Annotated in this window: 19 protein-coding genes; 13 read left to right on the top strand and 6 right to left on the bottom strand. The window is 46.2% G+C overall.

Annotation, left to right across the window (positions count from 1 at the left end; all coding sequences use genetic code 11):
- Nucleotides 1-55: 55 nt before the first annotated feature.
- Nucleotides 56-2,662 carry a xylan 1,4-beta-xylosidase gene (xyl3A, locus tag DWU89_RS15520; protein WP_115500545.1) on the bottom strand — a complete coding sequence of 869 codons (2,607 nt, stop codon included), beginning with the start codon at nucleotides 2,660-2,662 and terminating at the stop codon, nucleotides 56-58.
- Between the two features lie 206 nt (nucleotides 2,663-2,868).
- Between xyl3A and DWU89_RS15515 the strand changes: the two genes are divergently transcribed.
- Nucleotides 2,869-3,747 (top strand): DUF5032 domain-containing protein, encoded by an 879-nt coding sequence (locus DWU89_RS15515; RefSeq protein WP_115500544.1) that lies wholly within the window; start codon nucleotides 2,869-2,871, stop codon nucleotides 3,745-3,747.
- An 8-nt stretch (nucleotides 3,748-3,755) separates the two neighbouring features.
- On the opposite strand, the gene trmD is transcribed toward DWU89_RS15515, so the two are convergent.
- Nucleotides 3,756-4,430 carry a tRNA (guanosine(37)-N1)-methyltransferase TrmD gene (gene trmD / locus DWU89_RS15510; RefSeq protein WP_115500543.1) on the bottom strand — a complete coding sequence of 225 codons (675 nt, stop codon included), beginning with the start codon at nucleotides 4,428-4,430 and terminating at the stop codon, nucleotides 3,756-3,758.
- An 829-nt stretch (nucleotides 4,431-5,259) separates the two neighbouring features.
- Here trmD and pheT point away from each other — a divergent pair.
- Together pheT and DWU89_RS15500 are read left to right on the top strand one after the other, a co-directional pair.
- Nucleotides 5,260-7,722 carry a phenylalanine--tRNA ligase subunit beta gene (pheT, locus tag DWU89_RS15505; protein ID WP_115500542.1) on the top strand — a complete coding sequence of 821 codons (2,463 nt, stop codon included), beginning with the start codon at nucleotides 5,260-5,262 and terminating at the stop codon, nucleotides 7,720-7,722.
- Nucleotides 7,723-7,757: 35 nt separating this feature from the next.
- Nucleotides 7,758-8,492, top strand: coding sequence for a YebC/PmpR family DNA-binding transcriptional regulator (locus DWU89_RS15500; protein WP_115500541.1), 735 nt, complete (start codon nucleotides 7,758-7,760; stop codon nucleotides 8,490-8,492).
- A 30-nt stretch (nucleotides 8,493-8,522) separates the two neighbouring features.
- On the opposite strand, the gene DWU89_RS15495 is transcribed toward DWU89_RS15500, so the two are convergent.
- Nucleotides 8,523-9,584 carry a 6-bladed beta-propeller gene (locus DWU89_RS15495; protein WP_115500540.1) on the bottom strand — a complete coding sequence of 354 codons (1,062 nt, stop codon included), beginning with the start codon at nucleotides 9,582-9,584 and terminating at the stop codon, nucleotides 8,523-8,525.
- A 207-nt stretch (nucleotides 9,585-9,791) separates the two neighbouring features.
- Between DWU89_RS15495 and DWU89_RS15490 the strand changes: the two genes are divergently transcribed.
- The gene (locus DWU89_RS15490; RefSeq protein WP_115500539.1) at nucleotides 9,792-10,850 is read left to right on the top strand and encodes a DUF4621 domain-containing protein; all 1,059 of its coding nucleotides are present in this window, start codon (nucleotides 9,792-9,794) and stop codon (nucleotides 10,848-10,850) included.
- Nucleotides 10,851-10,880: 30 nt separating this feature from the next.
- On the top strand, nucleotides 10,881-12,290 hold the full coding sequence (locus tag DWU89_RS15485; RefSeq protein ID WP_115500538.1) for a DUF5723 family protein: 1,410 nt from the start codon (nucleotides 10,881-10,883) through the stop codon (nucleotides 12,288-12,290).
- Between the two features lie 3 nt (nucleotides 12,291-12,293).
- Here DWU89_RS15485 and yaaA read toward each other — a convergent pair whose 3' ends face one another.
- Both yaaA and DWU89_RS15475 read right to left on the bottom strand, forming a co-directional pair.
- Nucleotides 12,294-13,058: a peroxide stress protein YaaA gene (gene yaaA, locus DWU89_RS15480; protein WP_115500537.1), complete on the bottom strand. Its 765-nt coding sequence runs from the start codon at nucleotides 13,056-13,058 to the stop codon at nucleotides 12,294-12,296.
- Nucleotides 13,059-13,083: 25 nt separating this feature from the next.
- Entirely contained in the window at nucleotides 13,084-15,756 is a 2,673-nt protein-coding gene (locus tag DWU89_RS15475; RefSeq protein ID WP_115500536.1) for a family 78 glycoside hydrolase catalytic domain, read from the bottom strand.
- A gap of 111 nt (nucleotides 15,757-15,867) precedes the next feature.
- On the opposite strand from DWU89_RS15475, the gene DWU89_RS15470 reads away from it, so the two are divergent.
- Entirely contained in the window at nucleotides 15,868-17,034 is a 1,167-nt protein-coding gene (locus DWU89_RS15470) for a 6-bladed beta-propeller (RefSeq protein ID WP_115500535.1), read from the top strand.
- Nucleotide 17,035: 1 nt separating this feature from the next.
- Here DWU89_RS15470 and DWU89_RS15465 read toward each other — a convergent pair whose 3' ends face one another.
- Nucleotides 17,036-17,632 (bottom strand): HdeD family acid-resistance protein, encoded by a 597-nt coding sequence (locus tag DWU89_RS15465; protein WP_115500534.1) that lies wholly within the window; start codon nucleotides 17,630-17,632, stop codon nucleotides 17,036-17,038.
- Between the two features lie 147 nt (nucleotides 17,633-17,779).
- Between DWU89_RS15465 and rfbA the strand changes: the two genes are divergently transcribed.
- From rfbA to def, 7 genes are all read left to right on the top strand, one after another.
- Entirely contained in the window at nucleotides 17,780-18,664 is an 885-nt protein-coding gene (rfbA, locus tag DWU89_RS15460) for a glucose-1-phosphate thymidylyltransferase RfbA (protein ID WP_115500533.1), read from the top strand.
- Nucleotides 18,657-19,727 carry a GDP-L-fucose synthase family protein gene (locus tag DWU89_RS15455; RefSeq protein WP_115500532.1) on the top strand — a complete coding sequence of 357 codons (1,071 nt, stop codon included), beginning with the start codon at nucleotides 18,657-18,659 and terminating at the stop codon, nucleotides 19,725-19,727. Before rfbA ends, DWU89_RS15455 begins: the two co-directional genes overlap by 8 nt.
- 27 nt (nucleotides 19,728-19,754) lie before the next feature.
- Nucleotides 19,755-20,906: a GDP-mannose 4,6-dehydratase gene (gmd, locus tag DWU89_RS15450; RefSeq protein ID WP_115500531.1), complete on the top strand. Its 1,152-nt coding sequence runs from the start codon at nucleotides 19,755-19,757 to the stop codon at nucleotides 20,904-20,906.
- Between the two features lie 112 nt (nucleotides 20,907-21,018).
- Nucleotides 21,019-22,167 carry an OmpA family protein gene (locus DWU89_RS15445; RefSeq protein WP_115500552.1) on the top strand — a complete coding sequence of 383 codons (1,149 nt, stop codon included), beginning with the start codon at nucleotides 21,019-21,021 and terminating at the stop codon, nucleotides 22,165-22,167.
- A 100-nt stretch (nucleotides 22,168-22,267) separates the two neighbouring features.
- Nucleotides 22,268-23,665 (top strand): undecaprenyl-phosphate glucose phosphotransferase, encoded by a 1,398-nt coding sequence (locus DWU89_RS15440; protein WP_115500530.1) that lies wholly within the window; start codon nucleotides 22,268-22,270, stop codon nucleotides 23,663-23,665.
- A gap of 68 nt (nucleotides 23,666-23,733) precedes the next feature.
- Nucleotides 23,734-24,156, top strand: coding sequence for a Holliday junction resolvase RuvX (gene ruvX, locus DWU89_RS15435; protein WP_167451702.1), 423 nt, complete (start codon nucleotides 23,734-23,736; stop codon nucleotides 24,154-24,156).
- A gap of 3 nt (nucleotides 24,157-24,159) precedes the next feature.
- Complete coding sequence (gene def / locus DWU89_RS15430; RefSeq protein ID WP_115500528.1) at nucleotides 24,160-24,717, top strand: peptide deformylase; 558 nt, start codon at nucleotides 24,160-24,162, stop codon at nucleotides 24,715-24,717.
- Nucleotides 24,718-24,738 lie beyond the last annotated feature (21 nt).

The following is a 24,738-nucleotide window of genomic DNA, read 5'->3' as shown; positions in this document are numbered from 1 at the left end:
GCTTTATGCCCTGGGGTGAGAACTGTCGTTTTTACTGGACTTCCATTACCGGAAATCATTCAATCTCCAACTCTATCTTTTGCAAAGCCTTGTCATCCGATGAACCGCCGTACAGGATTTGGTATTTTCCCGGGCGAACTTCCATTGTTTGCGTATTGTCATTAAAAGAATAGAAGGCTTTCGGAGACAAATCGATGTTTACTTCCTGCGTGTTTCCGGCTTTTACGTTGACGCGGGCGAATGCTTTCAGCGCCTTGATCGGTCCTTCCGGATCGTTCGGATTCTTGATGTAAATCTGTGCCACTTCGTCGCCATCCATTTTACCGGTGTTGGCAATGTCGAATGTAAGCGTTACAGACTGGTCTTTCGTGATCTTGCCGGAGGAGAGCTTCGCATTCCGATAAGCAAAATTGGTGTAGCTCAAGCCGTATCCGAACGGATAAAGCGGCGTTTGCGTCATGTAACGATACGTACGTCCTTTCATGCTGTAATCCTGGAAGTCCGGCAACTGGTCAATCGATTTATAGAACGTGATTGGCAGACGGCCTGACGGATTGTAGTCGCCAAACAGAATGTCGGCTACGGCTGTCCCTGCTTCCTGTCCGCCGTACCAGGCATTCAGGATTGCGTCGATATTGGCATCTTCCCAGTTCAAGGCCAGTGCGCTACCGGTACAAAGCACATAGACAACCGGCTTCCCTGTCGCTTTCAGGGCTTTTACCATTTCCTGCTGTACTTTCGGGATTTCAATATTGGTACGGTCGCCTTTCTTGAATCCTTCTACGTTGACCGGCATTTCTTCACCTTCCAGGCGCGGAGAGATACCGCCGGCAAAGACGATCACATCGGCATCTTTCACTTTGGCAGCCGTAGCAGCGTAGTTGACCGCCTGGCGCGTTCCGATCTCGAAGTTGAGGTCTGCGCTGCCTATACGCTGCATATATTCGATCTTGACAGGATATTTCTTCCCCTTCTCGGCATTCAGTATATAAGTCTTTTCGCCTCCGTATTCGTTTTCCCACATTTCAGCGACCTTTTCTTCTCCGATGAAGAGGCGGAAAGCGTCGTTACCGGAGATTTTGATTTCGACCGCTTCGGTTTCCGGAGCCTCAAATTCGCCGGTGAAACGGGCGGTGAAATTTGTCAGGTTGACATTCGGGGCAAACTGCGTGTTGCCTCCGGTGGTGTAATGCAGCCGGCTTGCCGTTCCTTTATAAGCCGGTTCGCCTTCAAAATCCGTGTTGTTAAAGAATTCGGCGGCAAAACCCTGTCCGGCAGGAGAGGTAATGTTGCTTTCCAGATTTTTCATAACGAAATCGGCAGCATGGTTACAGCCCAATTCGTAGATCACTTCTGCACCGGGTACTTTCCGGCGGATGCCTTCCAGTATGGTCACGGTATGGCTTGGGAAGCCGTTGTAGTTAGCCCAAAGCATCGTCGAGTCGGCCGCATTCGGACCTACGACTGCAATCTTTTTGATCGCTTTGCTGAGCGGAAGTGTGTTGTTCTTGTTTTTCAGCAGCACCATACTTTTGTGCGCCATTTCGAGCGCTTGTGCCACGTGTTCGGGGCTTTCCACCACGCTGTACGGGATTTGGGCGTATGGAACCCGTTCGTCCGGGTCGAACATACCCAGCTCGAAACGGCCTTTCAGCAGGCGGCGGAGTGAAACATCCAGGTCCTTTTCCGTGATCTTGCCGTCTTTCAGCGCTTTGATCAGTGCCCGGTAGCTGTTTCCGCATTCCAGGTCTGTCCCGCTCAATACGGCGTCGGTCGAAGCACTTTCGGCATCCGGATGTGTCTCGTGGCGAGGTGTGTTTTTGTCCCGTTGCCAGAAGTCGTTGATGGCGCCGCAGTCGGAGAGAATGATATGTTCATATCCCCAACTGTTGCGCAGGATGTCGATCAGCAGTTTATCGCTGCTGCAGCAAGGTTTGCCGGCATAGCGGTTGTAGGCACACATGACTTCCTGTACGTTTCCCTCTTTGACCAATGCTTCGAATGCCGGCAGATAGGTTTGCCACAGGTCGCGCGGAGTAACTGTCACGTCAAATTCGTGGCGGTTCCATTCCGGTCCGCTGTGGACGGCATAATGTTTGGCACAGGCGTGTGTCTTGAAATATTTCGGATCGTCGCCCTGCAAGCCTTTGACAACGGCAACACCCATACGTTCTGTCAGGTACGGGTCCTCTCCATATGTCTCCATGCCCCGGCCCCAGCGGGGATCGCGAAAGATATTGATATTCGGTGTCCAGAAAGTCAAACCTTTATAGCGGTCATACTCTTTGTCTTTCTGGTATTGGTGATATTTGGCACGAGCTTCGTCGCTCACCATTGTAAACGTTTCATGCAAGGCTTCGTCGTCGAAAGTGGCCGCCATCGCGATGGCCTGCGGGAAAACTGTAGCCCGTCCGGCGCGTGCAACGCCATGTAAGGCTTCATTCCACCAATCGTATTTCGGGATGCCGAGACGTTCGATAGCCGGTGTGGAGTTCATCATTTGTCCGACCTTCTCTTCGGCAGTCAGACGTTTTAAGAGGTCGTCTATACGCTCGTCGACAGGGAGGTCGGGGTTACGGAACGGGTAATCTTGTTGTCTTTCGCTACAAGAAACAGACAGCAATATTGTCAATGCTGCCGCCGCCAGATGTTTCATTCTCATGTTATTAAATTTTAGATATTGTATGATTTACGTTATATCTTATTGTAAGATGTTTGTTATTAGATGTTTATTGCAACAAAATATCACCACAAAGCTAATGGTTTGCTTGTATTTCTTCAAGAAGAATTACTTAAAATAGGTTACTTCGTCCGTTATTTTTGCAAATGTCCTATTTTTGTAACGTTGAATAATAAAAAGAAAGAGAGATGAAGAAGTTATTATGTATGCTTTTAGTAGCTGTCGGGCTTATGTCCTGTGGGGATGATGACAAACCGTATATTCCGGAATTAAACAAGCTGACAAATGTGTCTTGTACGAAGAATGGCGCAACTTTTTTCACGGCGGAAATTACATACAAACAGGACCAGCAAATCAACCGTATTATATTGAATCAGGAAGGACACCAGTTTACCGATAATTATATTATTGTGGACAAAACGATTTCCGTTAACGGTGTAAAGATGGAGAACGGTTCCTTGACGAACCCGTTTGTCCATACGGTTTATACGTTGAAAGGAAATGTGATTGCCCGAAAGGAAGAAATGGCCGAGAATAAATATATGAGTAATACGGCATATACGGCAATCGATAATAGTTATGTCTATGAACGGAATTGGCTGAAATCGGTTTCGCAGGTTATCCAATGGCCGAATGAGAATGGTTCGGGATACCAAAAAAGAGACTTGAATGATGTCGACTGCTACACATGGGAGGGCGGCAATGCTGTTCATTATGCTTATATGCCACAGCAAGAGATTACCTATGAATATGGTTCCCAGATGCGTCCGGCCAATTTCCCGTTCCGGGTGATCAATACCTTCCAGCCGGTTGGCTTCGATGTCGTTTCTCCTGTCAACCTGATGTACGGGCTGATGAATCAGAATCTGCCTGCACGTGCTTATTGGTATAATATGTCCGAAGCGGCGGATGTTTGTGCCGAATATACGTTCCGCTACACAATGTCCAGTGATTATATCACAGGTATGACAATCGAAGAAAAGATCAACCCTGTAAACGGGGTTGAAGCCGAAAGCAATACATACGAATACACATTCACCTATAATTTTGTAGCGGAACAGAAATAAAAGCGTGTTTATTTCAATAAGTCCGGGCGCAGCCGGGCAGTCCGTTCCTGGGCTTGCTGGAGGCGCCATTCCTCGATCTTGCGCTGATGGCCGGAAAGAAGCACTTCCGGCACTTTCCATCCGTTGTAATCGGCCGGCCGGGTGTAGACCGGCGGCGCCAGCAAATTGTCCTGGAAAGAGTCGGAGAGGGCGCTCTGTTCGTCGCCGATCACTCCGGGGATGAGGCGTACGACCGCATCCGTAATAATGGCGGCGGCCAGTTCGCCACCGGTCAGGACATAATCGCCGACTGATATTTCCTTAGTGATCAGATGTTCACGGATGCGGTAGTCGATTCCTTTATAATGCCCGCACAGGATAATCAGGTTGTTCAATAGCGACATGCCGTTGGCCATCGGCTGGTTGAATGTTTCCCCGTCCGGCGAGGTATAAATCACCTCGTCATATTCCCGTTCGCTTTTTAGGGCAGAGATTGCCCGGTCGATCGGTTCGATCTGCATCACCATGCCGGCTTCGCCGCCGAAAGGGTAATCGTCTACGCGCCGCCATTTGTCGGTGGTATAGTCCCGGAGATTATGTAAATGTATTTCTGCCAGGCCCTTATCTTGTGCCCGCTTGACAATGGAGCAATTCACCATGCCCTCGATCATCTCTGGAAGTACGGTCAGTATGTCTATACGCATAAAACTATATTTCTGATTTTTCGTACAAAGGTAGGGTTTAATTGTCAATTGTCAATTGTCCGTTGTTTATTATCCGGAAGGTATTGTATGATTTTTCCAGTACAGGTAGTTCACTTCTTGACAGATTTGAAACAATAAATAATGATTTATCGGTGCGTTGCTACGTTTGTATTACCGGACGCAGATTTCGCAGACGACGCAGACGAACGCAGATCATTTATTGTTTTAAAAAAAATAAGTCTGCGTTCCTCTGCGTAATCTGCGCCCGTCTGCGTCCGGTAAATACGAGCAAACACACCGTTAAATCATCATTTACAAGTTCACTATTTCTTAAAACTTAACCTGACTCGTCAAGATCGCCTGCGAAATGGTATTGCAGTACTTCATGGGTTTATAGTGCCGTAAAGGAATGAATAACCCGGCAGATGGAATGAGCGATGCGGGATGTGTGCCTCTTCCATACCTACCCGCTATTCATGTTACAGCCGTGAAACAAAAGAAATCCAACTGTAACATAGAAGGAAGGCAGTTGTGACATGAAAAGAATACAACCGTAACATGCAATAGAGGATCGGTGTTTATCCGTTATTGATTCATTTTTTACCAAATATGAGCTATAAATGATGATTTACCAGTTTAGGATAAAACATGTTTCTTTGCGATCCCGCACAACAATCCGGCTGAATTGAATCGGACAGTGGAACATAATGGAGCCCCGATCGAATTAATAGAGTTTGAGGATGGGACTTTTAAATAATTATTTGTATTTTTGCCCGTCAATTTGGCGGCACTATGCGAGCCGTCTCTTTACTGAATAAATTTTAAAGCGATGAATATATCTTACAACTGGCTGAAAGATTATCTTGATTTTGATTTACAGCCTGATGAAGTAGCAGCAGCACTTACCTCGATCGGTCTGGAAACCGGTGGAGTAGAAGAAGTTCAAACCATTAAAGGCGGACTGGAAGGACTTGTGATCGGTGAAGTTCTTACCTGTGAAGAACACCCTAATTCCGACCACCTGCACATCACGACCGTGAATGTAGTCGGCGCAGAACCCCTGCAGATTGTTTGCGGCGCTCCGAATGTGGCAGCCGGACAGAAAGTGGTTGTGGCTGTGAACGGTACTAAATTGTATGATGGCGACGAGTGTTTTACGATAAAGCGTTCCAAGATTCGCGGTGTCGAATCGAACGGGATGATCTGTGCCGAGGATGAAATCGGTATCGGAACGGATCACGCTGGTATCATCGTGTTGCCGGCCGATGCGGTAGTAGGAACTCCGGCTAAGGAATATTATAATGTAAAGAGCGACTATGTGCTGGAAGTAGACATCACACCGAACCGCGTGGATGCCACTTCTCATTTCGGTGTTGCCCGCGACTTGGCTGCCTATCTGAAGCAGAACGGCAAGCCGGCCTCCCTGAAACGTCCGGATGTGGATGCTTTCAAGATCGACGATCCGACTCCGGCTATCGAAGTCGTTGTCGAGAATACGGAAGCCTGCCTGCGCTATTCGGGCATAACGATTAAGGGTGTGACCGTGAAGGAAAGCCCCGAATGGTTGCAGAACCGTTTGAAGGTAATCGGCCTGCGTCCTATTAATAATGTAGTAGATGTTACAAACTATATCCTGCATGGCGTAGGACAACCGCTGCACTCTTTCGACGCAGATAAGGTGAAGGGAAACAAAGTTGTGGTAAGATCGGCAACGGAAGGTTCCAAATTCGTGACACTCGACGGCGTAGAACGTACGCTGACCGACCGCGACCTGATGATCTGCAACGCCGAGGAACCGATGTGTATCGCCGGTGTATTCGGCGGACTCGATTCCGGTGTGACGGAACAGACAAAGAATGTATTCCTGGAATCTGCAACTTTCCATCCGACTTGGATTCGTAAGACAGCCCGTCGTTTCGGTCTGAATACGGATGCCTCTTTCCGCTATGAACGCGGTTTGGACGCTAACCAGACTGTCGACATTATGAAACGCGCCGCCCTGTTGATTCAGGAAGTGGCCGGCGGAACGATCACGGGTCCGATCCAGGATATCTATCCGGCTCCGGTAGCCCCGTATCGTGTGGAACTGTCTTATGACAAGGTGAACACGCTGATCGGCAAGGTTATTCCCGCAGAGACGGTTAAGAGCATCCTGGCAAGCCTGGAAATGGAGATCGTTTCCGAAACAGCGGAAGGATTGGTGATTGATGTTCCGGTTTACCGTATCGACGTACAACGCGATGTGGATGTGATCGAAGATATCCTCCGTATCTACGGATATAATAACGTGGAATTCAGCGAAAACGTAAAGTCTAACCTGAGCTATCAGACTCCGACCGACCGTAGTTACAAATTGCAGAATCTGATCTCCGAACAGCTTTGCGGCTGCGGGTTCAATGAGATTCTGAATAACTCGCTGACTCGTTCTGCTTACTATGATAACTTGTCTACTTATCCGGTGTCTCATTGCGTGATGCTGATGAACCCGTTGAGTGCTGACCTGAACGGTATGCGCCAGACGTTGCTGTTCGGCGGCTTGGAAAGCATCGAGCACAATGCGAAACGCAAAAACGGCAATATCCGCTTCTTTGAATTCGGTAATTGCTACGATTACAATATCGACAACAAGAAGGAAGGCGAAACGCTGGCCGAATTTACGGAAGATTACCGTCTGGGCCTGTGGGTGAGCGGTAGCCGCGTAGATAACAGCTGGGCGCATCCGAACGAAAAATCGTCTGTGTATGAGCTGAAAGCCTATGTGGAAAATATCCTGGTTCGCTTGGGTGTCAACCTGCAGAAGGTTATCTTCGGAAATCTGTCTAACGACATATATGCAGCCGGTCTGAGCATCACGACTGCTTCCGGCCGCCAGTTGGGTACAATGGGTATCGTGAGTCCGAAGATCTGCAAGGAGCTGGATATCGACACGGAAGTCTATTATGCCGAACTGTCGTGGACACTGCTGATGAAGGAGACGAAGAAGAGCAAAGTCACTTTCTCGGAAATCTCCAAGTTCCCGGCCGTAAAACGTGACCTCGCCCTGTTGCTGGATAAGAAAGTCCAGTTTGCGGAAGTCGAGAAGATCGCAACCGACAGTGACCGTAAACTGCTGAAAGGTGTCGAGCTGTTCGATGTTTACGAAGGCAAGAACCTGCCGGCAGGCAAGAAATCCTATGCTGTCAGCTTCTATCTGCAGGATGAAGGAAAGACTTTGAATGATAAACAGATTGATGCGATCATGAAAAAGATCCAGACAAACCTGGAACAGAAGTTAGGTGCACAATTGAGATAATAATTCATAAATCAAAATTTATAATTCAATAAAATATGGGAAGAGCGTTTGAGTTCCGTAAAGCAAGAAAGTTTAAGCGTTGGGGCAATATGGCCCGTGTATTTACCAAGTTGGGTAAAGAAATCACGATAGCAGCTAAAGCAGGCGGTCCGGATCCTGAGAACAACCCTCATTTGCGTGCATTGATGCAGAACGCAAAGAAGGAGAACATGCCGAAGGAAAATGTGGAACGTGCCATCAAGCGTGCTGTAGAAAAGGATTTCTCCGGTTATAAGGAAATGAACTACGAAGGATACGGTCCTCACGGTATCGCTATCTTTGTGGAAACGGCAACAGACAATACGACCCGTACGGTTGCTAATGTCCGTAGCTATTTCAACAAACACGGCGGTTCGTTAGGTACGAGCGGTAGCCTTGAATTTCTGTTCGACCACAAGTGCGTATTCCATATCGTTAAGAAAGAAGATATGTCGCTTGAAGACCTGGAGCTGGAACTGATCGACTACGGCGTGGATGAGCTGGATGAAGACGAAGGCGAAGTAATCATTTACGGTGAATTTGCCCAGAACTCCGCTATTCAGAAATATCTGGAAGAAAACGGTTTTGAAATCACCAGCAGCGAATTTGTCCGCATCCCGAACGATCTGAAAGAAGTCACAGCCGAACAGCGCGAAGGAATCGAGAAATTGATCGAAAAGCTGGAAGAAGATGACGACGTCCAGAACGTGTTCCACAATATGAAGGAAGACGAGAGCGAAGACGAAGAGTAATATACAGGGGGAGGCAAAAGCCTCCCTTTTTTATGCTTTCAATTTAACGATGAAAACCACCGGGTTATCGCCGGTCTTGCGATCCGGAAATGCCTTTTTTACCTCCTCACTGCTTTTGTAGAAACAATAAGAATTGCTATAGACGTCCATGGCCTGTAGTTCCCGTACTTTGCCGGTTCCGTAGAAGTTGTCGACCAATCCTCCCTGCACATTGTAAGCGCGGCTTTTCTGTTGGTCGTAACAGAATGTATAACACTTATCCTCGTCGTTCGGGTTGTAGTGGGTGGAAACCAGGAAACGGCTGCTTATACGTATCGGGAGGATGGATGAATAACCGTCCGTAATATCCAGTTTGTTCCGGCTGATCAGGTAGAGCGTGTCTTGCAATAGTTCGTCCGGTTGAAGGGAAGGCGCTTGTACATATACCTGCCGGTTGGCAACGGCAACTTCCGGTTCCAGGGCGTAGTCGATCGTGAGGCGTCCCAGTTCGGCGACGGTCAGCTTGCGGGTCTCCACTCTGTGGAAAGTCGTGTCGAATTTATATAACCATTGCTCCATACACAATTGGCTGTTATATTCTTTTCTTAGGACGGCTCTGTTGACTGTCGTCCAGATGTGCCCGTCGTAGTAGGCCAGCTTTCCTAACGACTGTCCGGCATAATCGGCGGGCAGGTCGATTTTGCCTAAGAAATCACCATCATAATTATAATATTGTATGTGTTGTTGTCCGTCTGTAACGATCAACTGTTTGTGTACCGGGTCTATTACATAGTCGGATGCCAGAATATTGTTTTTGTAGAGAGAATTGCAATAGGTTATCTGATTGATAAACTTGCCCGAACAACTGAAATGGTAAAGTTGCTGCCGGCAGAGCAGGAACAGGTTGTCTCCGTCCCGTTTGACCAGTCTGGCATGGCTTAGTATGCAGTGCGCATTTGTTTCGAGCGGAATGGCAATCACTTCTTCTGCTACGTCAGAGAGGGAACCTGTGTTGAAACTTTGCACCGGATTAACCTGTGTGGCCAGTTCGTAGCCTTCTTTTGCGTAAATGACCAACAAAAGAAAGAGTAATATGCTGAAGGTCCGTTTCATATAATCTTGTTTAAAGTATTTTAGTTAATAACGTTTATACTTGTAATTTATTGGATTTGCGGATTCTTATTTTATCGTAAGAAATAACACAATTCGTGCGAGTTACTGAATTTCAAGGCGAAAAAGTATGGTCGGGTGAATGCTTTTACATACTTTTGCAACCGATTAGACTTTATTTCGAAAGACAAATACTTTAGAATATTTAGAATGAAAGGTAAAATTTTATTTCAGTCTTTAGTGCTGTGCTTGTGTTGTGCCGCTACTTCATGTGTGGATAGCAAGTACGATTTATCGGATGTCGATACGGACGATCTGGTAGTGGGAGATGAATGGGTTGCCCCGTTGGGCACGGGTACGATTGCGGTCGATGATGTAATAAAGGTATATAAAGTGCCTTCTGTACAGATCGATGCAAACGGATACTATGTAGCGCGTTATCAAGGAACGTTGCAGGTACGAAAGAATGGTTTCCGGGCGGATAACGATTATGAAGTTGTGGCTTCCAGTACGATTTCGTTGAAAGATCTGCAAGGCTTATTTGACGAAGACTTTAAATTGAGTCTCGTTGACCCGCATTTGATGTTGGAAAGCGGCTTGAACAGCGGAACATTGGATTGTCGTCTGGATATTATCGGACAGCCTGCTTCGCCGGTTTCCTTCTTTACTTTTTCGCCGTCCACTCCGGATATCTGGATTGGTCCGGATGCTTCTTCCGTAATGACCGGTTTTACATTTTGCCGGAACAAAGAGTTGCCGGATGCGATAAAGGATGTACCCGAAAACCTTGTGCTCAATTTATGGGGTAACCGTTCACAAGTAGCCCAGCTTCCCGCCGGTGCTTTGTCCGATATCCGTTATACGTTTGAGGCTCCTCTGACGCCGGCTGCCGATTTTGAAGCGGTGACAGTAGAACATGTCAAGGAGGCTTTCGATGATTCATTTGTCGATTATCTTTTTTCCGGAGGAACGGCAACCATTTACGGAACGGTTACAAATGAAATGCCTTTTGACCTGACAATCGAAATGCTGATCCTGGATGAATTTGGTGAACAATTGAATATCTCTTTCCCTTTGCAGGATGTGAAGGGAGCGAGCGGGGATATCTCTTTTGAGATTACTGCCGCAGATATGCCTAAGATGATGAATGCCCGTAATATCGATTTCAAATTACACCTGAAAGGTCGTGAAACAGCTGAAACGTTGAAAGATGGCGAGACGATCTCGATGAAGTTGAAGCTGAAGAAAACGGGAGGGATTTCTATTTGATTGATTTACTAATCTATTTGCATCAATATAATGAATACTACATATATTAAATCGGCCAAGAGCTTGTTGGCTTTGGCTTTATTGACTTTTATCGGGGCGTCTGCCTCGGCCCAGCAATTGAGAACGGCTTATTTCATGCAAAACTCTCCGGCGCGTACGGCGCTGAACCCGGCTTTTCGTCCGGAAAGGGGATATGTGTCGATCCCTGTGCTGGGGGCTGTCAATGCTTCTTATACAACGAATGGCATTGCTGTCGATAATATATTGTTCCCGAAAGACGGGAAGACGGTTACGTTTATGGATAACTCCGTCAATACCGAGTCTTTTTTGAACAACTTGAATGATAATAACCAGATAAACGCAGACTTCGGAACGCAGATTCTTTCCGGTGGATGGTATGCCGGAAAAGGATTCTGGACGGTCGACGTCTCTTTGAAAGGCCTGGCAAATGTGCGTGTGCCGAAGACCATGTTCGAGTTCATGAAGCGTGGTAACAGTGCGGAAGGGACAACCTACGATATAAATGATATCTCTGCTTATGCCGAGTCTTATCTGGAAACGGGTGTCGGCTATTCACGTCCGATCACGGAGAAACTGACGGTCGGCGGGAAAGTGAAAGTGCTGTTGGGGGTCGGCTCGATGGATGCGAACATCACACATATGCGTGCCGTCATGAACGATACGAAGTGGTCGGTAACGTCTACCGGAACAATGAGTGCTTCCATGAAAGGACTTGTGCCGGAAATGGGAGTGGACGAACAAGGACGTGAATATATCAGCAACTTCGACTTTGACAGTCCGGGGGTGAGCGGATTCGGTATGGGGGTCGACCTGGGTGCCACTTATCAGTTGACGGAAAATATTACTTTGTCTGCTGCGGTCCTGGATTTAGGTTTTGTAAGTTGGAATAAGAGCGGCAATACTTTCGGCGAGGTGAACGGGACTTTCGATTTTGACGGTTTCGACCTGGCGATTGGCGATCATGTTGCCGAAGGTTCCCAGAGCATGAGCGATCAGTTCAATTCGATGAAAGACGATTTCGAGAACCTGTTCCATTTTACGCAGAAAGCATCGGAAGGACGTACCACCCGCTTGCGTTCTACGATCAATATCGGGGGTGAATACCGTATGTTGGAAAATAAGTTGGGCTTCGGCTTGCTTTCTTCTACGCGTTTGTATTCTCCGAAAGCTTATACGGAGTTGACTGTTTCAGCCAATTACCGTCTGATCAGATGGTTTGAAGCAACATTGAGTTACTCATTTATCCACAGTAAATTCAAGACATACGGTCTGGCGTTGAACTTTACTCCGTCATGGATCAACTTCTTCATCGGTTCCGACTATATGTTTACCAAAGTAACTCCCCAGTTCCTTCCGGTAAGCGGCAATGCAACGAATCTCTATATGGGAATCAGTGTTCCGTTGCGAGGCAAAATGTAAGTTTTAATCTTGTAAAAAGACCCATCTATCCATTTCCGAGAGTTCTTCTCGGAAATGGAAACCTTCCCAGGTGAATGTTTTCAACTCTTCCGGATTTGTGATCCTGTTTTTGATGATATAGCGTGTCATCTGTCCCCGCGCCATCTTGGCGTAAATTACGATTGTTTCGGCTTTACCGTTTTTCCAGACTTTGAAATCCGGCGTGACGATGCGGACGGATTGTTCCACCTTTTTCCAGTCGAAGGCTGGCTGGACGTCCATGCTGGCGAGGTTGACCAGCAGGTTGTCATCGGCTTTGACTTCTTCTATCAGCGGTTCAGTCTGGCGGCTACGCCAATAGGCATACATATTTCCTTCTCCCAATTCCGGCAGTTTTACATCATATTCCATCCGGTACGGTTTGATCAGATCCAACGGGCGGAGCAATCCGTAGCAGATGGAAACGAACCGCAGGTGATCCTGGGCAAAGAGGAAGTCCGCCTCGGAGAAATCTTTGGGGTTGATATGCTTGAAGACAACTCCCGTATAAGCCAATATCGCCTGTAAAGGCTTTTCTTCTGCGGAATGGAAGTTTTGAAAACGGCTGTAGCTTTCCAGCATCAGCTTGGGACTGAGCTTTAGCAGTTTCCCTAATTCATCGGCAGGATATTGCGCCATGTGGAGTGCGATCTCGATTGCTTCTTGATTGAACCGGGACATTGTGCCGGCCGGCGCTTTTATTTTGGATGTTCCGGTCATTGTTTTAGCCGGAGATAAGATGATATGCATATGCTTGAATATGTTTGAGTTTATTTTAATGAGGCATAGTGAACGTATAGTTACCGGATTCGACCTCTATCAACAGTTTTTTTCCTGCCTCACCTAATGTCTTGATACCTTCCGCCTCGGAAAGCGGTTTACCGTTCTCCCGGACCTTATCAGCGGAGGTGGCGGGCAGGTAGACTGTCGCTTTCGTGTTGACAGGGATCGATATGGCAAGTTCCAGTAAATGGTCTTTCTTTTTCCAATCACTTTTGATCGTGCCGTAGAGGGATTCTGTCTCTGTCCGTGCGAATATCAGTTGCCGGATGGGGGAAGGCTTGATGATAAACTGTTGGTATCCCGGATGGGAGGGATCGGGACGGATGCCGCCCACGCTTTTGATAAACCAGGAAGCGATACCCGTATAGCAGGTATGTATGCGGCTCGGCACATCGACATTCCAGTATTCCGGCCAGGTTGTTTCACCGCGTTTCAGGAAGTAACCGTAGCTGGGTTCGTCCGTGCTGGAGAGATGTCCGGCCATGGCTTCGTTAAAATCCTGTTCTTCGGTCAGGAACTTCAGCAGGACGGGAAGCCCGGAACTGCCCATATCCAGGTAGGGATGGTTATGGGTGAATTCTTCTTCGAAATGGGCGAGTACGGATGCAGACAGGCTGTCCGGCGTGATCTTTCTCCATAACGGGAAAGCGGTCTGGACCTGGTTGCCTTCCATGTACAGACCTGTTTCCGTGTCGTAGAATTGTTTTTGTATCTTTTTCCTGAGCGCATTCAGCCTTTTCCGGTAGAGAACTGCATCGTCCGGTTTCTCCAGTAAATCGGCTATCTGTGCAACGGTTTCCAGGTTCATGGCGTAGACGCAATTGTTGAAGAAGAATGATTCAGGTGTGCCCCCAAATTCTTTCCTTTGCTTCGGTGCGGCCCAGTCGCCTAAGAATTTGCCTCCTCCGGCATACGCTTCGAGCAGGCCCCACGCACTGTTTTGGTACAGATATTCGAGCCATTGTTTGGCCGGACCGTATATGGATTCCAAGATGCGTTTGTCTCCGTAAGTCAAATAATATTCCCAGCTGATGTTCAATCCCGCACTGCTCCACATCGGACCGCCGTAATGCTCGTTTATCTGCGGGGCGGTATGATGTATCCAGCCGGTCCATTCCTGTACATCCGTCCAGTCGCGCACGTGTTTGGCCAAATAGGCGGCGGAGCGGTAGTTGGGCAACCCGATCCCCCAGGCTGTGGCAAAAGCGACTTCGCCATATCCCAGCCTTTCGCGGTGCGGACAGTCCGAGGTGTACCCTTCGGTCGTGCACATGCGGTAGGTCCACAGGTCTGTTTCGTAAATCCGGTTGAACAGGTCGTCGGAACAGGTGAAATATCCGCTCCGTTGCAGATCGGTCGCAATGACGTATCCTTTGATGTCCGACAGCTTGGGTTGCTGTTTCATACCCTGTATGTTGATGTAACGTCCGGCGATGAAGTTAAAGCGGTTGCGGAAGGATTCGTCCGGCTCTCCTTTGCAGATATAGAGATTGCATTGACCGAAATCCTGTATGGTTTCCGGATCGTCGGCAACTGTAATTACAACTGTATCTCCGGCTGACATCCCGTTCATCTTGATATCCAGCCATCCCGTGAAGTTTTTTCCCATATCGATCTTGTAGATGCCGGGGACCGTATCGGTTATTTTCCGGGCGGGCAGTGTTTCGATGATACGGCTCGGTTCCATCATCTGGGAAGATAAAGTGACATTCAGGGATGTTTCCTGCGCCGTCTGCCATCGGTTGTCGTCGAAAGAGGGCATATTCCAGTCTGCCTGATATTTTCGTGCGTCCACACATTCGCCGCCCATGTCGAAATACTGGTATTTGCCGGTGTTGCAGCTTGAACTGACGGCGCATTTCCAGCTGTTATCCGTCTGGATGGAAAGGCTGTTCCCGGCTTTTGTCCGGATATCCGTTTGTGCCCGCAGGGCCGGATGTATGTTGTTTGCGAAATAGTTGTAACGCACCCAACCGGGCCCTTGCCAAATGGCGATTGTGTTTTTGCCGGCTTTTAGTAGTTTGGCGATGTCGTAAGTGACATATAATACCCGTTTGTCCAACCGGGAGAGGGCCGGTGCCAGAACGCGGTCATCGGCTTTCCGGCCGTTGACATAGAGCTCGTGGTAGCCCATTGAGGCAATATGCAGGAAGGCATTCTCCGCCGACTGTTCCAAAGAGAAACCTTTGCGGAACCAGATGTGCTGTTCCGGGGAAGCATCCGGATGTTTTATCCAGCAGCCTTTCCAGTCGGAAGGGGAGAGCAAGCCCATTGAGAAACGGGCTGCCGGACTCCAGGCTGTCGCTTTGTTGTCTTTGTCGAATACCCGGACTTTCCAATAATAAACCTGGTTGGAGATAAGCTTCTTTCCTTTATAAGCGATAAGAACGGACTGGTCGGAAGTAACGGGCCCGCTATCCCAAATGTCCCCTTGGTTTTGTTCGAGCAGGGAAGGACTGCCGGATACCAGAAGTTGATAAGCCGTTTGTCTTTGCCCCCTGGTTTGTGCTGCATCAGACAGCTTCCAACTGAAACGCGGAGTTTCCGTGTCGATGCCTAACGGGTCGGATTGGTATTCGCATTGCAGGTCATATATACGCATACTGCTTTCCGCGATTCCTTTAAGTGGAAGCAAACAGATGAATAGCATCCAGAGGATCTTCATGACAAATGGATTTAAAAGTTGAAATTCACACAAAAATAAGAATTTAGTTTGTTATTAGATTGAGATAGATTAAATATCTATATATTTGCAGTTAACTAAATCTATAGTATCATGAAAAAGTCAGTCTTCCTTTTCTTTATGGTTTTGTTTCTCGCGTCGGAAGTGGATGGTCAAATCGTTATTCCGGTAAAAGAGAATCTTCAAAATGAGAAAACAATCAACTTAAGTGAGATTGCTTCCGATATCCGTTTTGTTCCGTTGGAAACAACAGACGATTGCCTGTTGGGAGGCGACTGCTATATCCAGTATGCGGATGGCCAGATTTTTGTATCGTCGGACCTGTTGTACCGTTTCGATGGAAAGACCGGCAAATTTCTGAATAAGATCGGAAGTAAGGGACAGGGGCCGGGAGAATATACAAATTCACTTCGGTACACAGTCAATCCGGCAACGAAACGGGTTTATGTGTTGCAGTTTAAAACGATGCTCGAATATGACTATGAAGGAAATTTCCTTCGTACGTTGCCCGCGGACAACCACAATGTGGGGGCTTGTTGCCTGTTGAACGATACCCAGTTGGTTTATGCGAACGATTCTTATAATTATACAACTGAGAATCAGGCAGACCAGCTTTATACAGTCGATTTGCAGAAAGGAAAGATAATCGGGAAAATCGCTTCCCCGGTAGATAAAAAGTTACGGGGGGCGCTTAACTTGTCGTCGTTCGATTTCTTTTACAGGTATAATGGGCAAGTCTGCTTTAAAGGCTCTTTCCAGGATGAAATATACCAGATTCAGTCTCCTAAAAAGAAAGTGCCTGTTTATGTTCTCGACCGTGGTTTTCTGAAAGCCGATTATGGAAAAAAGAATGCGGAGATCGATCCGCGGAACCGGATGAAAGGAATCCAGATTCAGAATATCTTTGAGACGGATAACTATTTATTGGTTTCCTATACAAACGAAAAGAATAGTTATCAGGGAGTGTTTGACAAAGGGGAACATTCATTTGTGAATGCAGTGGATAAAAACGGAAAAGCCGGTTTTACAAATGACCTGACAGGAGGGCCGTCCCTGATTATCTTCCCGTTCCAGGTCAGTCCGGAAGGAACGATTGTGAATGCTTTGAATGCCGGTTATTTGGTGGAGCACCGGAAGGATTTTGAAATTGACAATCCCCGTTTGCCGTCCCGTAAGGCTGAATGGGACAAAGTTCTCGACAACCTTACGGAAGATAGCAATCCGGTGATTTTCTTAGTGACCGTGAAATCCGGCCGATAAACTATTCTTCGGCATCTTGTGCTTCTAAATATTCTTTTTTGCGTTTGTGCAGGCTCTTTAGTTCGAAGGAGAGCATGACGCGGAAAATACCGATGATCAGCAACGTATAAGCGATCATGTAAACGAGCGATAGGGCGCCCAGTCCAGGTTGCCAGATGATGCCAATGCTACACAGGATTGCCAGGACGCCAAAGGCCATATACCAGCCCCAGTTACGTGTGCCGTAACGCTTCAGGTCCATAGCGTAACCGGTCGAAGCGAATCCCCGGAACATCAGCCAGAAAGCAATGATGAAAGGAAGCACGGCCATACTCAGACCGACGTTTGCCATCAGGTAAATGCCTAAGATCAAGTCGATAATACCGCTTGCCAGATACCATCCCCAGCTGGATATATTTTTCTTATTGGTGATGGCAAAGAGTATTTCCAGTGTGCCGCTGACGAACATGGAAACGCTGAACAGGACACTCAATGCAATATAACTGGCCAGTGGCGTGAACATCAGGCAGATTGCGATCAGGATATAGAGCAGGCCCAATAATAGTGAGACCCACCAGTTTTTTACTCCGAAATTAATTGTGTCAATAAATGTCTTCATAACAAATTCGTTTTATATTATTTTGAAATGTACATTTGTAACAAGCCTTTGGAAAGAAAAGTTCCGCCGGGCCCGTAAAGTGAATTATTTTTAATACATTTGCCCTCCGTTATATAATTTGTACATCTATATAATTAAGATATTGATATGAAAGGTATTGTTTTAGCCGGAGGATCTGGTACACGTCTTTATCCGATCACCAAAGGAGTCTCGAAACAGTTGTTGCCTATTTACGATAAGCCGATGATTTATTATCCGGTATCCGTGTTGATGCTGGCCGGCATACGTGAGATATTGGTGATTTCCACTCCGCAGGATCTTCCCGGTTTCCGTCGTTTATTAGGTGACGGTTCCGATTTCGGCGTTCGTTTTGAGTATGCCGAACAACCTTCACCGGACGGATTGGCACAAGCTTTTTTGATCGGAGAGGAGTTTATTGGAAATGACTCCGTTTGCCTGGTCTTGGGCGACAATATCTTTTATGGACAGAGCTTTACGGCTATGTTAAAAGAGGCCGTCCGCAATGCGGAAGGCGAACAAAAAGCAACAGTCTTCGGTTACTACGTCAACGATCCGGAACGCTATGGCGTGGCCGAATTCGACGAGGCGGGCAACGTGTTGAGTATTGAAGAAAAACCGGCTTGCCCGAAATCGAATTATGCGGTGGTCGGACTCTATTTTTACCCGAACAAGGTTGTGGAGGTCGCTAAGCAAATAAAGCCTTCTGCTCGCGGGGAACTGGAGATCACGACAGTCAACCAGGAATTCCTGAAAGACGGAGAATTGAAAGTTCAATTGTTGGGACGGGGATTCGCCTGGCTCGATACCGGTACACACGATTCTCTTTCCGAGGCCTCTACGTTTGTGGAAGTGATCGAAAAGCGGCAAGGTTTGAAAGTCGCTTGCCTGGAAGAAATTGCATTCCGGAATGGCTGGATCGATGCTGAACGGTTGAAGCGGGTTGCAGCTCCGATGTTGAAGAATCAGTATGGGCAATATCTGTTGAACTTGATAAAAGGACACAATGAATAAAGATAGCAAAATCTTTGTGGCAGGTCATCGGGGATTGGTCGGCTCTGCCATTTTGAAGAATCTGAAGGCAAAAGGTTATACGAACTTTGTCCTTCGCACGCATGCGGAACTGGATTTGACGGATCAGCAGGCGGTGACTGGTTTCTTCGCTGTCGAAAAGCCGGAATATGTCTTCCTTTCGGCGGCCCATGTAGGAGGAATCATGGCAAACAGCCGCTACCGTGCGGATTTTATTTACCAGAACCTGATGATTCAAAATAATGTGATTCATGCTTCCTATATTAATGATGTAAAGAAATTGCTCTTTTTAGGCAGCACTTGTATTTATCCGGGAAATGCCCCGCAGCCTATGCCGGAAGATTGTTTGCTGACTTCGCCGCTCGAATATACGAATGAGCCGTATGCGATTGCCAAGATTGCCGGAATCAAGATGTGTGAAAGTTATAACTTGCAATACGGAACAAACTATATTGCGGTGATGCCCACGAACCTGTATGGTCCGAATGATAATTTCAATCTGGAAACTTCGCATGTGCTTCCTGCCATGATCCGTAAAATACATCTGGGGAAATGCCTGTCCGAAAATAATTGGACTGCCATCCGAAAGGATTTGGATGCGCGTCCGGTGGAAAATGTATCGGGATGCGCGACCGAACAGGAGATGTTGGACGTTCTTGCCAAATACGGTATTTATCCCGGAAAGGTGGAACTGTGGGGGACGGGTAAGCCGCTCCGTGAATTTCTTTGGAGCGAAGAAATGGCGGATGCTTCCGTCTATGTGATGGAGAAAGTCGACTTTGCCGATGTCCGCCCTGTTTCCGGAGATATCCGGAATACGCATATTAATATAGGTACGGGAAAGGAACTGTCTATTCGAGAAGTCGCTTTCCTGATTCGTGAAAAGGTCGGTTTCTCCGGTGATATCGTGTTTAATGCCGCCAAACCGGACGGGACGATGCGCAAACTGACGGATGTCACGAAGCTGCATGCTTTGGGTTGGCATCATACGATAGAGATCGATGAAGGCGTCGAACGTCTTTATAATTGGTACGTTGAAAATTGAGAATTAAAAATTGAAAATAAAGATAAGATGGGCAAAGTTGCTTTAATAACGGGAATAACAGGGCAGGATGGTGCCTATTTAGCTGAGTATTTGGTAAAGAAAGGTTATACGGTACATGGTATCAAGCGCCGTTCATCCATGTTTAATACGGATCGTATCGATCATCTTTATCAGGATCCGCATGTGGAGAACCGTAATCTGATTTTACATTATGGTGACCTGACCGACAGTTTGAACCTGACCCGTATCATCGGAGAGACGCAACCGGATGAAATTTATAATCTGGCAGCAATGAGTCATGTGAAAGTGAGTTTCGATACTCCCGAATATACGGCTAATGCCGACGGCCTGGGTGTTTTGCGCATTCTTGAAGCTGTGCGTCTGCTGAATTTGATTCCTAAGACGCGCATTTATCAGGCTTCAACTTCCGAACTTTATGGCCTGGTACAGGAAGTTCCGCAGAAAGAAACGACTCCTTTCTATCCGAGAAGCCCGTATGCCGTTGCTAAATTATACGGTTACTGGATAACGGTGAACTATCGTGAGGCTTACAAGATGCATGCGTCAAACGGAATCCTGTTCAACCATGAATCACCTTTGAGAGGCGAAACGTTTGTGACCCGTAAGGTAACCCGGGCTGTTTCCCGCATTGCTTTGGGAATGCAGCAGAAAGTTTATATGGGAAATCTCTCGTCCAAGCGTGACTGGGGACATGCGAAAGACTATGTCCGCGCCATGTATGCCATCCTGCAACAGGACGAACCTTCGGACTATGTAATAGCAACGGGGATAACGACTACTATCCGCGATTTTCTGAAAATGGCCTTCGCTGAAATCGGTGTCGACATAATTTTCAAAGGAAATGATGTTAATGAGGTCGCTTTATTAAACTATATTGACGAAAAAGTGTTTATTGAGAAAGTAGGTGAATCTTATCTTGATAATTTCAGGAAACGGATTGGAGCCGAAGTTGTAGGTGTAGACCCCCAATATTTTCGTCCGACAGAGGTTGACTTGTTGATCGGAGATGCAACTAAGGCACGAACACGTTTGGGATGGGAGCCGAAGTATGATTTGTCTGCTTTAGTTAAAGATATGATGCAGAGCGATATTAAATTAATGAAGAAAGAATCTTATCTGAAAGAAGGTGGTTATAAAATCTTGAATTATTTCGAGTAGGATGGAACTTTTATATATTTTATTTGTTATATTTAAGAAAAAGAATTAGTTTTGCACTATATTTGAGCAAGATTTATAGGTAATTGATTGTTTAATTAAAATGTTGATAAATATGAAAACGAAAGTATTACTATTGGCGTTGTTGTGTGGTTTTGTATTTTCTGTTTCTGCACAGGAATTCAAACCGCAGGTTGGATTTAGTAATGAAGCAGGCTATAAAACGAACTTCAAGAAGAACAAAGCCGGCGACAACTGGTTTATTTCTATTGCAGGCGGTGCAAGCGTGTTATTCGGTGACCAGAATAATGAAGCCGATTTCAAGAATCGTTTGAATTTTGCACCTCAGTTCTCTGTTGGTAAATGGTTCAATCCGTATTTGGCATTGCGTCTCCAATTGAATGGTGGTGTATTGCACGGTTTTGAAAATACAGGTGCTACATTTATGCAGCACAATAAATATGCAGCTGCTCATGCTGATTTGTTGTGGGATGTAACAAATTTCTGGGCTCCTTATAACGAAAAGAAAGTATTCCGTTTGATTCCTTGGGTCGGTCTTGGTTATGCACAGCGTTTCAAAAATTCTGATGATAACAGAGGCATTTCCAGAACTGAATCTCCGACGGTTAACTTCGGTATCCTGACTGCATTCCGTTTGAGCAAACGTGTTGATTTGAATGTTGAAGTTCAGGGTTCTTTGCTGAACGAAGAATTCAACCGTGTTTCCATGTATCACCTGACTGACGGTATCGGACAGTTGAGTGCAGGTTTGACTTTCAAACTGGGTAAAACTGATTTCGAAGTAATGGAACCGATGGATTACGCTCTGTTGAACGACCTGAACGGCCAGATCAACAAATTGCGTGCTGAAAACGACGAGTTGAGCAAACGTCCGGTTTCTTGTCCTGAATGTGAAGAAGTTGTAACTAATGTTGTTAACAACTATGTAGACAATGTAGTGTACTTCCGCCTGAATAGCGCTAAGATCGACAAGAACCAGCAGGTTAGCATCTTCAATACTGCACAGTTTATGAAAGACAATAATGTGCCTATCAAGGTTATCGGTTATGCTGATAAGAAAACAGGTACAGGTTCTTATAACTTGCAGCTTTCTGAAAAACGTGCAAGAGCCGTTGCGAAAGAGCTGATCGAAAAATACGGTATCTCTTCTAACCAGATTACAATCGAATGGAAGGGTTCTGATGTTCAGCCGTACAGCGAAAACAACTGGAACCGTGTGGTTATTATGTCTGCAAATGATTAATTAATTTTGAATTATATCCGAAAAGGCTGCACATTATCGTGTGCGGCCTTTTTTTTGCTCGGAAATAATGCTTATTTTTGCATGATCTTAGAGCGTTGTTATGGAGTTAAATAAAAAACATGGTTATCTTATTCAATGGTTGATAGGCGTTGGGGATTTAATTGTTCTGAATGTTCTTTTCTTTATTGTCTACTATGGATTGGGTAATTTATATACATCTGTTATCACCGGAAGCTTGCGCGAGGTGGTGCTTTTGTTGAATTTCTGTTACTTCTTTTCCCTTTATTTTGTCCCTTTGCAGTTACATATGGCTGTCGTTTTCATCGACAAGATTGTGCAAAGGGCATTCCTGTTGGTTACAATCCTGATATTCCTGTTTGCTACTTGCCTGATTTTTCTGAATATCGGTGATGTACTGGCTACTTTCCTGTTGGTTTATTATGCGGTCACCGTCGTTATATTTTCTTTGTGGCGCGTAATTGTACGCGTAACCTTGAAGATGTATCGCCGTAAAGGATACAATTTTAAGAAAATTGTCATTGTCGGAGCCGGAAAGAACGGTATGGAACTTTATAGGGTCATGAAGGACGACCTGTCATACGGCTTCAATATCCTGGGTTTCTTTGATGATAATTTGTCTTTGAAATCAGTGTTGCCCAATTATCTGGGAATGACGAACGAAGTGGAAAGCTTTGTCCTGGAAAATGAGGTGGATGAAATCTATTGTACTTTGCCGGGCACGAATGATGCCAAGATCGTACGCTTGCTGAACTTTGCGGAGAAACATATGATCCGTTTCTATATTGTGCCGGAATTCTATCGAAACCTGAAAAAGAGTCTGGTGATGGAGGTGCTGGAATCGATTCCTTTGCTGACGGTTCGTCGCGAGCCTTTGCAGGCAGCCTATAACCGGGCATTGAAACGGACATTCGATATTGTATTCTCGTTGCTTGTCTTAATTACGATTTATCCGATCTTGTATATCGTAATCGGTATTTTGATTAAGATGAGTTCTCCGGGTCCGGTTTTGTTCAAGCAGAAGAGAACAGGCTTATACGGGCAGGATTTCAAATGCTATAAATTCCGTACCATGAGGGTAAATCCCCAGGCCGACTCTCTCCAGGCGGTAAAAGATGATCCGCGTAAAACACGGGTGGGCGATTTTCTTCGCCGGACGAATCTGGATGAATTTCCCCAGTTTATCAATGTATTGCGGGGGGAAATGTCGGTTGTAGGCCCACGTCCCCATATGCTGAAACATACCGAGCAATATTCGGCACTGATCGATAAATATATGGTGCGCCATCTGGTAAAGCCGGGCGTGACCGGTTGGGCGCAGGTAACCGGCTACAGAGGTGAAACGAAAAATTTAGAACAAATGGAAGGCCGCGTCAAACGTGATGTCTGGTATATTGAAAACTGGTCTTTCTTCCTGGATCTTAAGATTATAGTGGTGACAGTCCTCAATATGTTCAAGGGCGAAAAGAATGCCTACTAAGTATTAAATTGCACACTTTTTACATATATGTGTAATAAAAAGCCGAATTTATGCTATCTTTGTGCCCGATGGGAAGGATTGTAGCAATAGATTATGGCCGGAAGCGTACCGGACTGGCAGTTACAGATACGTTGCAGATGATTGCAAACGGACTGACAACCGTACCAAGCGGTGAACTTGCAAAGTTTCTTACCGATTATGTTTCGCATGAACAAGTGGAACGGTTTGTTGTCGGGCTTCCGAAACAGATGAATAACGAACCATCCGAGAATATGAAATATGTGGAGGCGTTTGTTACACATCTGAAACGAGTAATCCCTGATATTCCGGTAGAATATTACGATGAACGGTTTACATCCGTTTTAGCACATAAGGCAATGTTAGACGGCGGATTAAAGAAAAAGAAAAGGCAGGATAAGGGATTGGTGGACGAAATCAGTGCTGTTATCATCCTGCAGTCATATTTGGAAAATAAAAAATATCAGTTATAGTTTATGATTTTACCAGTATATTTATATGGACAGCCTGTGTTGAGAAAAGAGGCTGAAGATGTTCCGATGGACTATCCGGATCTGAAACAATTGGTAGCCAATATGTTTGAAACCATGTACAACGCCGACGGTGTGGGCCTGGCTGCTCCCCAGGTAGGCTTGTCATTGCGTCTTTTGGTGATCGACGCCGATGTGATGGGGGATGATTGTCCGGAATGCAAAGGTTTCAAGCGCGCCATGATTAATCCCGTTTTTATAGAGCGCAGTGAAGAGGAAATCTCACTGGAAGAAGGCTGTCTGAGTTTGCCGGGTGTACACGAGAAAGTCTCCCGTTCGGCAAAAGTGCGTGTGAAATATCTGGACGAAGACCTAAAAGAACACGACGAAGTGGTGGAAGGCTTTGCCGCCCGTGTGGTGCAGCATGAATGTGAGCACCTGGAAGGCCATGTCTTCATCGACAATATTTCCGGAATCCGCCGGCAATTGAATAAAAGCAAATTAAACAGTATTATTAAAGGAACAGCCCGTTGCTCTTATAAAGCAAAGGCGGTTGGCAAATAATAAGAATTCTATTAACTAATA

The organism is Parabacteroides acidifaciens, from assembly GCF_003363715.1.
GTDB classification, from domain to species: domain Bacteria; phylum Bacteroidota; class Bacteroidia; order Bacteroidales; family Tannerellaceae; genus Parabacteroides; species Parabacteroides acidifaciens.
The sequence above is the reverse complement of the archived record's forward strand: the minus strand, read 5'-3'. Positions and strand labels throughout refer to the sequence as shown.